Origin of the sequence: Aquimarina sp. I32.4 (assembly GCF_002924285.1) — a bacterium.
Taxonomy (GTDB): Bacteria; Bacteroidota; Bacteroidia; order Flavobacteriales; family Flavobacteriaceae; genus Aquimarina.
Genome location: NZ_PGUB01000162.1, coordinates 1 through 6355, shown reverse-complemented (window position 1 = coordinate 6355; position 6355 = coordinate 1). Strand labels below are relative to the sequence as shown.

The following is a 6355-nucleotide window of genomic DNA, read 5'->3' as shown; positions in this document are numbered from 1 at the left end:
TAATTGGCACAGTTTGATCCGAAATCACTGGCATCATAACTCCGAAATTACTGGCACAAAACGAACCGAAGTATCCATAAGCATACCTAATAAAATTCCCTCTATATTTTCTTGTAATTTCTTCTCCTTTTGCATCATATCTGTTAGAGCCTAATCTTCTACCTTTATTAGTTTTTGCTCCTTTAAAAGAATATAACCTATGAATTTTTCTTTTAAATAAGGGAGCTTCGTTTATCTGTGATATTTCTTTAACTCTTTCTACTCTTTTAGATTTTCTTCTAATAGAGTCTTTCATATCTCTATAAAATGAAGCTAAGTTTTTTGATTTTATAAGTGTTTGATAACCATAAAATTCAAACCCTAGGTAATTAAAAGGTAAATTAAATTCTGTTGGTTGGTTATTTTTGAAACCATAACATTGTAATCTTTCTTTTTTGCCAATAGTTTCAGTTTTAAATAAAGTCTTTTCAGTTTTATCAGTTCCTATAGATAGGTCATATTTTTTAATTTCATCTTCAACCGTTTTTAGAACATATTCAATTTGGTTCTGATTACAAATTAATACTATGTCATCAGAATATCGTCTGTAAAAGCAGTCGTTTTTCTTTACCAATTCTTCTATTATAAATTCATCAAAATTAAGCATATAAATATTTGCTAATAATGCACTAATAGGTAAACCCTGTGGAATTCCTATTAATTCTCTTTTTCTATTGATATGCTTTTTAGTTTTACGTTGATTTTTGTAAATTCTAATTCCAGATTCAAGGAATTCTTTAAATGATATAAAAAAAGATTGTTTTCCTACTTTTCTATTAAATGAAAGTTTTTTTTCATCGAAATGAATCCCGTTTATTTTTAAATCACTTAATTTAATAAAAGAGAATTGAGTAACTGATTTAAATATATTAAAGTGGTTATCTCCCCATTCATCTTTCATTAAGTTTTTCCAATAATACTTTAATTTTCTGTGATTAAGATTATTGAAAAAACTCTCAATATCAATTGCTAATGCTACACAATCTTTTCTTTTTCTTATTTCGTCAAAGACATCTTTGGCAAAGTGGATATTGTTTTTATGGCTTTTTCTATCTTCTGTTTCAATACTTCTATATGCTGTAATTGAGTTTGATAAAAGGGGTTTTGCTTTTAAATAGTTTTCATATTTTTCACCTAGAACTTCTTTCGAGTAATAAGCATATATATTTGCATCTAAGTGAGTGGCAAAAAGTATCGGTCTAATTTTTTTATTAGATATGACTTTTCCATCTTTTATTTTCTTATGAGATCTTTTTACTTCTTCTCCAAAATATCCTTTTTTAAAACGGCGTTGATTAATTTCTTTATAGATGAGTGGAGAGAATTTATGAACAGCTACTTTTTGAGGATCAGATACATATTTTTGCGTCTTATCTCTTTTGTTACTTGGAATTTTATTAGTTATATGTAAATAACCTCTGGCTTTAAACCAATCTTTCTTTTTTTCTGTATTCATTTCATAGAATAAAGGTAAGACCTTTTTGCACGGATTTTAATAAGAGGGACATACATTGTAAAAACAATTAGGTTATTAGCCAAATTCTTGACTCCCGTTGCCTTCTTACGTCTAATATAATAAACCTGAACTTTGAAATGAAGCCCATACTTTATAATACTCTGGTAGGAATCCTATTGATTGGTCTTTGCACTAGCTGGTGCAAAGGGACAATATATAATCCTACAAAGTTTAATACTGGGAAATTAATTACACAGATATTAAATCTTTGTAACTTTCTCAATGAAATTACTCTGTTCTTAATCTCCTATGATGAGTTAAGTGATCCTTATATAAAATAAGAATACGTTGACCTAAATAACTGTCGCACTCTAAACAACAAAAGAGATCTTACCTTAAGATTTATTTGCAATTTAAACTAAAAAACCTATTTTACATACTGCATAAAGAAAAAATGTATTGATGAAAGATGAAATAAAAGAAGGGAAATTTTCAATTGGTGATGTTGTTACTCTAAAAACGCATCCAATGTTTAAAGCAAAAAGAATTCAGGGAGATAATAGATATGTTCCTCCTGTTATGATCGTAATTGCTGTTTACCCAGAAAAAAGAGATGATATATTAACCTATAAATATGATTGTGTATATTTCAATGATGATAAGAGTGAATTTATTTGTTCCATTTTATCCCAATCTGATATAGATGGTTTTGAAAACTTACTTTTTGAGAGAATAAATAAGGATGGTACAAGTATTGAAAGTTATACCTCTTTGATTGAAGAGGTTAAGGCTCATACGTTTCCTAGTTTTGAATCAGGAAAAATAGTTTCTTTTCGAACAAAGAAAATAGAGATTTATAAAAAACGAACATCAAAAAAAATAACTATACATCCTAAAAACAGCTCTCTGATTATAGAAGAAACCTTAAGGTATGTAGTTTCATTTGCGACTCCAAATTTTGTATTATGCGGAATTAAAACCTCTTATCCAAAAGGGTTATTAAACAGAAAAATTAATCAAGATAGTATTACTTCAAATGAATTGTTTAAGATAAAGTGGTTCAATCCAACTAAAAATAAGTTTAGTGAACAATATTTACCAAAAGAATGCTTAGTTGATGAAATTGAATTTAATTAATATTTAATTATCCTACATATACTTAAAACTAAAGTACCATTAAGCATAAGGAAGATGATTAATGAACTGTAACCAAGCTAATCAAATACCACTCGATACTATTATTAAAGCAATGGGCTACAAAGCCCTTGCCAAGCATTCAGGCGGGCAAGAACAATGGTATGAAAATCCTTTACGCACGGAACGCACCCCCAGTTTTTCGGTGAACCATAAAAAGAACCTATGGCAAGATTTAGGTACGGGGCAGGGCGGTAAGGTCATTGACCTTGTGATGCAATATAGTAGCACCAACGTGTCAGGCGCGTTGCAATGGCTCAAAGAGAACCTTAACAGCACCAAGATACCTCAAAGTAAAACAACGCATTCAGCACGTATATATGAGGAAAAAAAGTCACGTTTTGAAATAAACAAAGTAAAGCGAGTAATGAACCCTAATTTAATAGCCTACGGTAAAGAGCGCGGCATTAATTCCGTTATTATTGATAAACACCTGAAAGAAACCCATTACACCGATACAGAAACAGGCAAAACATTTTACGGGCTAGGGATTCAAAATCAATCAGGCGGGTACGCGGTGCGTAACAAATATATGAAAACCGCCATAGCCCCGAATGATTTTACTTATATCGAAGGTACAGGAGCGCGGAGCAATACCGTTAATGTATTTGAGGTTTTTTTTGATTATCTAAGTCATTTAATGATAACGCAGCAGCAAGAGCCAGAAAACAAAACCATTATTTTAAATTCTACCGCAATGGCAAAACGCGCCGCCGATTTTTTACGGGATAGTACTACCATTGATAATGTAGTTTTGTTTTTAGACAATGAAAAAGAGGGCAGCAAAGCCGCCGAAGCAGTAGAACGTGCCACCGATTATTTTACCGCGTTGCCTTATGCCGTTTACATCGCCAATGATACATACGTAGGGTACGAAGATTTAAACGCCTGTTATCAAGCCACAGGGCAAGCGTTCCAAATCGAAATGCGCCCGATCAAACCCCACGATCACGATTTAGATACAGGGTTACAAATGTAACCTTAATCCTTTGTAAAATCCGTTAATTATGTTATATTTACATCAATAGTATTACTATTGCAACAATAAAGAGGTTTTATATATGGCAACAATACGAAAAACGATTACGGTAACAGACAAGCAAGACGAGTGGATTAAATCCCAAATCAATAACGGCGACTTTACAAACGAAAGTGAATATATCCGCGCCCTTATCAGACGGGAGCAGGGGAATAACGAAAAGTTTCTAAAGCTAAAATCCGAAATTCAAAAGGGGCTTGATAGCGGTATCAGTGATAGGACTTTAGACGATATATGGGCAGCAGCCGAGCAGAAGCATAAGGCAAAAAATGGCTAAATATCGTTTTACACCACTAGCAGAGAATGACCTATTTAACATTGCAGATTACACCATTGAGCAATGGGGCATCAAGCAAGCCCGTACCTATCGCGATAAACTCAATAGCTGTTTTACCTTATTGGCAGATAGACCCACGATAGGGCGTGACGCTTCGGAATATGGGCAAGAATTACGCCGCTATGCCTATCAATCTCATACGATTTTTTACGTCCCTACCGATACAGGCATTTTGATTGTGCGCGTATTGGGGCAACAGATGGACTATGAACAACATTTATAATTTTAAACCCTAAAGTATGACCGAAGCAGAAAGCACCCGATTAACGAAATTGCTTACTGATATGGTGGCGCAATGGGCTAAAGATTACCCCAACCTCATTATAAAAAATCATTCCTACCTTAATGAAGATTCAAGCCAGTTTTACACGAGTGAAGCCGAATTACAGGTTTTTAAGATCAACCCTAAAGAATTATACAGGCTGCACGTGGCGCATTACACTTATTTAGGTTTTATTGAGGTTGCAGACAGTAGCGCATACGATAAAGAACTATATAATTTACTGATAAAAGCACGCGACATATGCCCGCCCCTGAATTATTACGGTCAACAAATCCCATTTACAACAGGGAATGACGACCCGCAAACATTTATTTGGTATTGTAAACCTTCTTTAATTTGTCGCAGCGTTCTAGTACCGCATTTTGGCAAAAACAGCATTTCAATACTTCTCATTTGATTACCTATGAGGACGAGCAATGCCATACTATCATAGATATTTTACCGCCGTTGAGACAAGACAAGCACCAACCGCCGCAACGCCCAATTCTTAATCTTGGCAAGGAGAGCCGCTACGCTTTTCCCCGTTGCATCCCCTATCGTCTGAGTATCGCCTGATAATCTTAATAAAAAGTTTCGATATGAAAAAGACTGCTAAGAAACCAAAGATCAAATTTGATTCCCGCTTGCCCGATACCCGTTGCACTTCGGCAGAATTGGCAACGGTCAAGGCAAGGGCGGCGCAAGCAGGCTTGACCCCTTCGGCATATATGCGGCGAATGGGTGTAAATGGTAAAATTACCATTAAACAAAGTAAGACCGATACCCAACTGATACGGCATATTGCCGCTATCGGTAACAATTTGAACCAATACCAAAAACGCGTGAATCTCGGCGGCTTGACCGCTTATGAACACGATTTATTGGTTGGCTGCTTAGAGAAAATAGATATCGTTTTAACTGGCTTGCTCAATGATACCACGGATTAATGACAGAGGTTACAGCTTTAAAGGAGTAACGGCGTATCTAATGCACGATAAGCAAGCCGATACCTCCGAGCGCGTGGCGTGGACGGAAACAGGCAATTTATGGAGTGACGAAATACACAAAGCCGCCAAGCAAATGGCGTGGACGGACATACACGCGGAGCAGCTAAAGCGTGATGCGGGGATAGCCACCACAGGGCGCAAGACCGAAACAGGGGCAGTCTATCATTATTCGTTAGCGTGGGCGCACGAAGAGACTCCAGACGAGCAGCACCAGAAAGCAATGGCATTAGAAACGGTTAAGGAATTGGGTCTATCGGAGCATCAATATTACTTTGTGGCACACAATGACACTAAGCACGACCACGTACATATCGTAGTGAATTTGACCCACCCCGAAACAGGCAAACGCGCCGAACTACCACTAGATAAAAACAAGGTTCAGGCGTGGGCGTTGGAATACGAACAGGAGCGCAAAATCTATTGTGAACAGCGTGTAGAAAATGCCCGCAAGAGGGAACGGGGCGAGCGCAGCAATTACCAGAAAGAAAAACAGGATTACAGCACCCAAGTAACCCGCACATATTATGCCGCTGATAACGGAAAAGCGTTTAAAAATGCACTTGAACTGGAAGGTTTACAGCTTGCCAATGGAGATCGTAATACGCTTGTGGTAGTGGATGAAAAAGGCAAAGTTAACCGCCTAATGCGCCAATTAAAAATAGACGAGCGCGGCGGGGCAAAAACCAAAGCCGTATTAGCGAAATGCCAAGACCTAGACCGTGAGAGCTTGCCACAGGCTAACGAGTTATCGGCACAGATCAAAGAACAAAACAAACCTGGAATATCTAGTTTTGTTAGGACGATTTTAAATAGCCCATAATGTTAAATATATTTGAATTATGGTAAAGCGAAAACATAGTAACGATTTTAAACTTATGATTGTAGAGTTATTACAATCAGGTCAAAGTGTACAGCAAGTGAGTTCAGAATATGATTTAGATGGAAGTATGATCCGTAAATGGCGTAAATCATATGAATCTACCTCTGGTAAATTCACTGTAAAACAGGAATTGAGTACAGA

General features: G+C 36.1%; 9 protein-coding genes. 8 read left to right on the top strand and 1 reads right to left on the bottom strand.

Going from position 1 to position 6355, the window contains the following annotated elements; translation table 11 throughout:
- Positions 1-1495: reverse transcriptase domain-containing protein (locus CVD18_RS20885; protein ID WP_103867422.1), on the bottom strand; the 1495-nt coding region annotated here is incomplete at its 3' end.
- Between the two features lie 462 nt (positions 1496-1957).
- Between CVD18_RS20885 and CVD18_RS20880 the strand changes: the two genes are divergently transcribed.
- The 8 genes from CVD18_RS20880 to CVD18_RS20845 all read left to right on the top strand — a co-directional run.
- A complete protein-coding gene (locus tag CVD18_RS20880) occupies positions 1958-2632 on the top strand; it encodes a hypothetical protein (RefSeq protein ID WP_103867421.1) in 675 nt (224 codons plus the stop codon).
- 61 nt (positions 2633-2693) lie between these two features.
- Positions 2694-3668, top strand: coding sequence for a toprim domain-containing protein (locus CVD18_RS20875; RefSeq protein ID WP_103867420.1), 975 nt, complete (start codon positions 2694-2696; stop codon positions 3666-3668).
- An 82-nt stretch (positions 3669-3750) separates the two neighbouring features.
- The gene (locus CVD18_RS20870) at positions 3751-4005 is read left to right on the top strand and encodes a type II toxin-antitoxin system ParD family antitoxin (RefSeq protein WP_062054355.1); all 255 of its coding nucleotides are present in this window, start codon (positions 3751-3753) and stop codon (positions 4003-4005) included.
- Positions 3998-4288, top strand: coding sequence for a type II toxin-antitoxin system RelE/ParE family toxin (locus CVD18_RS20865; protein ID WP_103867419.1), 291 nt, complete (start codon positions 3998-4000; stop codon positions 4286-4288). The genes CVD18_RS20870 and CVD18_RS20865 overlap by 8 nt, the downstream gene beginning before the upstream one ends.
- Before the next feature lie 16 nt (positions 4289-4304).
- On the top strand, positions 4305-4745 hold the full coding sequence (locus tag CVD18_RS20860) for a hypothetical protein (RefSeq protein ID WP_103867418.1): 441 nt from the start codon (positions 4305-4307) through the stop codon (positions 4743-4745).
- A gap of 181 nt (positions 4746-4926) precedes the next feature.
- Complete coding sequence (locus CVD18_RS20855; RefSeq protein ID WP_103867417.1) at positions 4927-5274, top strand: plasmid mobilization relaxosome protein MobC; 348 nt, start codon at positions 4927-4929, stop codon at positions 5272-5274.
- Positions 5258-6154 (top strand): relaxase/mobilization nuclease domain-containing protein, encoded by an 897-nt coding sequence (locus tag CVD18_RS20850; protein WP_103867416.1) that lies wholly within the window; start codon positions 5258-5260, stop codon positions 6152-6154. Before CVD18_RS20855 ends, CVD18_RS20850 begins: the two co-directional genes overlap by 17 nt.
- 19 nt (positions 6155-6173) lie before the next feature.
- The coding region (locus CVD18_RS20845) for a transposase (RefSeq protein ID WP_146052779.1) at positions 6174-6355 on the top strand (182 nt) is incomplete at its 3' end.

Excerpts from the sequence above, each read along its gene's own strand:
- CVD18_RS20880 (WP_103867421.1), top strand. The coding sequence starts at position 1,958 with ATGAAAGATGAAATAAAAGAAGGGAAATTTTCAATTGGTGATGTTGTT.
- CVD18_RS20875 (WP_103867420.1), top strand. The coding sequence starts at position 2,694 with ATGAACTGTAACCAAGCTAATCAAATACCACTCGATACTATTATTAAA.
- CVD18_RS20870 (WP_062054355.1), top strand. The coding sequence starts at position 3,751 with ATGGCAACAATACGAAAAACGATTACGGTAACAGACAAGCAAGACGAG.
- CVD18_RS20865 (WP_103867419.1), top strand. The coding sequence starts at position 3,998 with ATGGCTAAATATCGTTTTACACCACTAGCAGAGAATGACCTATTTAAC.
- CVD18_RS20860 (WP_103867418.1), top strand. The coding sequence starts at position 4,305 with ATGACCGAAGCAGAAAGCACCCGATTAACGAAATTGCTTACTGATATG.
- CVD18_RS20855 (WP_103867417.1), top strand. The coding sequence starts at position 4,927 with ATGAAAAAGACTGCTAAGAAACCAAAGATCAAATTTGATTCCCGCTTG.
- CVD18_RS20850 (WP_103867416.1), top strand. The coding sequence starts at position 5,258 with ATGATACCACGGATTAATGACAGAGGTTACAGCTTTAAAGGAGTAACG.